Annotated in this window: 4 protein-coding genes; 1 reads left to right on the top strand and 3 read right to left on the bottom strand. The window is 72.2% G+C overall.

Features of this window, described 5'->3' with window-relative positions; translation table 11 throughout:
- Positions 1-49: 49 nt before the first annotated feature.
- From VIR15_RS15070 to VIR15_RS15060, 3 genes are read right to left on the bottom strand one after another with little or no spacing between them, the layout of a single operon-like run.
- Positions 50-1,426 carry a hypothetical protein gene (locus tag VIR15_RS15070; RefSeq protein WP_331929139.1) on the bottom strand — a complete coding sequence of 459 codons (1,377 nt, stop codon included), beginning with the start codon at positions 1,424-1,426 and terminating at the stop codon, positions 50-52.
- Positions 1,423-2,079: an ABC transporter ATP-binding protein gene (locus VIR15_RS15065; protein WP_331929137.1), complete on the bottom strand. Its 657-nt coding sequence runs from the start codon at positions 2,077-2,079 to the stop codon at positions 1,423-1,425. The genes VIR15_RS15070 and VIR15_RS15065 overlap by 4 nt, the downstream gene beginning before the upstream one ends.
- Positions 2,080-2,090: 11 nt before the next feature.
- Positions 2,091-2,552, bottom strand: a complete 462-nt coding sequence (locus VIR15_RS15060) for a DUF3817 domain-containing protein (protein WP_331929135.1) — start codon at positions 2,550-2,552, stop codon at positions 2,091-2,093.
- A gap of 134 nt (positions 2,553-2,686) precedes the next feature.
- On the opposite strand from VIR15_RS15060, the gene VIR15_RS15055 reads away from it, so the two are divergent.
- Positions 2,687-3,808, top strand: a 1,122-nt coding sequence (locus VIR15_RS15055) for a DNA polymerase III subunit gamma and tau (RefSeq protein ID WP_331929132.1), incomplete at its 3' end; no start/stop codon positions are given.

Below are 3,808 nucleotides of genomic sequence, written 5' to 3'. Positions count from 1 at the left end.
CGGACGTGCAGGTCGCTCACCCCCCGGACTCTAGGGCCAGCGCCCTGTGTCAGGCCCGGTGGCGGTAGGTCAGCCGCCGGACCCGGGACACGCCCCCCGCTGCGACCGCGGCGACGAGGGCGGTGCAGAAGACCGCGAGGCCGGAGGCCCCGGTGCGGTAGGCCTGGGCCAGCAAGGCGCCGACGAGGACCACGCTGACCGAGGGCATCGCGTACCAGAAGAGCCTGCTCTGCGGCGAGACGATCGTGGCCGGGGGATCACCGCGGAACGCCGCGAGCAGGTGACCACCCGCAAGCAGGGCGAGCATGGGCAGGGCTGCCGCCCAGACCACGGGGGCGAAGGCGCCGGCCACGCCCAGGACGACCGCGGCGAGCCCGGTCGGGGCGATGAGATGGGCCGCGGCCTCCTCGAGCGGCCCCGTTCCGATGAGCGCAGGCGAGCCGATGTTGTCGGCCTGGAGGCGCAGGCCCTCCGTCCACGATCCAAACCCGAGGTAGAGCGGCAGCATCGCCAGGCCGAGCGCGAAGGAGGGCGCCGCTGGCTGGGCCATGCCCCAGGTGAGCACCGCAGCACCCATGACGGCAAAACCTGCGCCTGCGACGAGATCCACCCGTTGGCGTCGCAGCCCGAGGACGTCACGGCGCACGAGGACCGCGAAGGGCCCACCGGGGCGGAGGCGCACCGCGCGAGCGTGCGTGATCGGCCGGGTCAGGGACAGGCGGGCCGTGCGCAGGTTGCCCGTGAGAGCGGATCCCGCGAGGGTCGACGTGTTCGCCGAGTGGGCCCGCAGCGACTCTGCATGGAGAGCCCGGAGCGAGTCGGGGAGCCGCCAGAGCAGGCTCGGTCCCGTCGTGGCATGGTCCGGACCCGGCCACGACCGGACCTGCGCCCACAGCCAGACTCGGGCCCCGACGAGACCGACGACAACCCCCAGCACCGTGGCCACCACCAGCGCGACAACCCCGGTGACCTGCGCAAACGCCAAGCCGCTCCCGACCACGAGGCCGACGACCCCACCGACGAAGGCTCCGCCCACCACGGCGTAACGCCACCAGCGTCGAACGGCCCGGGCCCGGTCCACGGGCGCCGTCACGACGAGGTCGATCCACGGCAGGGGCGGCACGACAGGCCCCCGGAAGCGCCCGGCCCAGTAGGCGGCACCGAGGATCGCACCGACGGCCACCACGACGCCCGTCACTCCGATGGGGGAGGCCAGCTGGTCGCGCAACCAGCCCGTGTCGTTGGTCCGGAAGACCGCCTGGAGGACGGGGAACCCATAGACGCCGGAGAAGAGGAGCAGGACGTAGCCGGCGTAGAGCCCCTGCTTGCGCGCCTGCTTCGCGGCCTCGCCGCCGACGACCCAGTCGGCCTGGCCGAGCCACTCCGCGTCGTCGATCTCGATCGCGGTCGACGGCTCCTGCGTCATCGGGCCGGGACGACGTCGACGACCCGCGTGGCGAGCGCCTCGATGAGGGCTGGGTCGTGGCAGGCCATGACCACCGTCGCACCGGCCCCGGTGCGCCCGCGGATCACGCCTGCCACGACCTGCCGCTTCGTCGTGTCGAGGCGCTGCTCCGGCTCGTCGAGGAGCAGGACGGAGCAGGGTCGGGACAGGGTGAGCGCCAGTCGGAAGAGCTGTTCCTGACCGGACGACAGCTCGTGTGGGAACCGGTCGTGCAGCTGCGCGATGCCGAGCTCCTCGAGCAGCGCGAGGCCTCGGTCGTCGGAGGTGTTCGGGTCACTTCCCCACGTCGAGTCCACGAGGACGAGGTGGTCGATGAGGGTCAGGTCGCGGTAGGTCGCAGGCACGCCGATGAGCGCGGCGACGGCGGCTCGGATGGCGCGGTCCCGCTCGTCCGCCTGACGCCCACCGATCGTCGCCGTGCCCGTCGTCGGCTCGAGCAGGCCACCGATGATCCGCAGCAGGGTCGTCTTGCCGGATCCGTTCGGGCCGCGGAGCACGACGCACTCGCCGGGGTCTGCCGCGACGTCCGTCGGCAGGAGGAGCGTGGTGGTGTCGATGGACTTGCCGACGCCGGAGGCACGCACCTCGCCGGTGAGGACCGCGACCCGGGCCACGTGGCGCTGCCTCAGCCCTGCTTGCCGACCGGAGGACCGACGACGAGAGCCACGCTCGTCAGCGCGGCGACGGCGACGAACCCGACCGCGACAGCGACGACCGGGCGAGCGAGCAGGGCCGCGACGAGACGCTCTGCCGGGTTGGCCGGCGCCTCTCCGTCACGACCGAGGCGCCAGCCCCCGTCGAGGCGGCCGGCCCGGTCGAGTCGGCGTTCCCACCACACGGTGAGGAAGGGCGGGATGGCGCTCGCCAGGCCGAGCAGGCCCTCGCGGACGGTCCACCGCTGGTTGACCCAGAGCAGGACGGTGCTGAGGCAGAACGCGATGAACACGACGCCGTGCACCATGCCGAAGACGGTGACGCCCAGTTCGGTCGTCCTCGTGACGTACTTGAGGAACATCCCGGTGAGGAGCAGGGCCCAGGACACCACCTCGGCGAGGGCGATCCGGCTGTAGAGGGTGCGGGGCGACATGGGTCTCCTACCAGGCGTCGTAGCGGGCGCGGAAGCCCCATCCTCGCAGAGCGGGAGGGCACCCACCGCGCGCACGTCCACAACGCGGCTCAGCGGCATACGACATCGTCGGTGGCGGCAGTTAGGGTTCGCTCATGGCAACCGCCCTCTACCGTCGCTACCGGCCTGAGCGTTTCGCGGACGTCATCGGTCAGGAGCACGTGACGGAGCCGCTCATGCAGGCACTGCGCACCGGGCGGGTGGGCCACGCGTACCTGTTCAGCGGCCCGCGCGGGTGCGGCAAGACGACGAGTGCCCGGATCCTGGCCCGGTGTCTCAACTGCGAGCAGGGCCCGACTCCGGAGCCGTGCGGCGAGTGCGACTCCTGCGTGGCGCTGGCCCGCGGCGGACCGGGCAGCGTCGACGTCATCGAGATCGACGCCGCGAGCCACGGTGGCGTCGACGACGCGCGTGACCTGCGCGAGCGGGCGTCCTACGGCCCGGCGCAGAGCCGCTACAAGATCTACATCATCGACGAGGCGCACATGGTGACGCCGCAGGGCTTCAATGCGCTGCTCAAGATCGTCGAGGAGCCGCCGGAGCACGTGAAGTTCGTCTTCGCGACGACCGAGCCGGAGAAGGTCATCGGCACGATCCGCTCCCGGACCCACCACTACCCGTTCCGGCTCGTCCCCCCGGCCAAGCTCACGGCGTACATGGAGCGCCTCCTCGAGCAGGAGGGCGTGCCGGTGGCGCCGGGTGTGCTGTCCTTCGTCGTGCGAGCCGGCGGCGGGTCGGTGCGTGACTCCCTGTCCGTGCTCGACCAGCTCATCGCCGGGTCCGGCCCCGAGGGGCTGACGTATGAGAGTGCGGTTTCGCTGCTCGGTTTCACCGACGGAGAGCTGCTCGACGCCACGATCGACGCACTGGCAGCAGGCGATGGCGCCGCGACCTTCCGGCAGGTCGACAAGGTCATCGAGTCGGGCCACGACCCAAGGCGATTCATCGAGGACCTCCTCGAGCGGCTGCGCGACCTCATCATCGTCGCGGCGGTCCCCGAGCCGGGCCAGGTGCTGCGCGGGGTGCCGGAGGACCAGCTCGAGCGGATGCGGGTCCAGCAGGCGGCCTTCGGTCCGGGGGCGCTCTCGCGCGCGGCCGACATCGTCAACACAGGCCTCACAGAGATGACGGGCGCCACCGCGCCGCGGATGCAGCTCGAGCTGATCTGTGCGCGCATCCTCCTGCCGGCGGCGTCGGGCGAGCAGGGTTACGCCGCC

This window comes from Intrasporangium sp., from assembly GCF_036566125.1.
GTDB lineage: Bacteria > Actinomycetota > Actinomycetes > Actinomycetales > Dermatophilaceae > Intrasporangium.
Note: the sequence above shows the minus strand (reverse complement) of the source record. Positions and strands in the feature narration are given on the sequence as shown.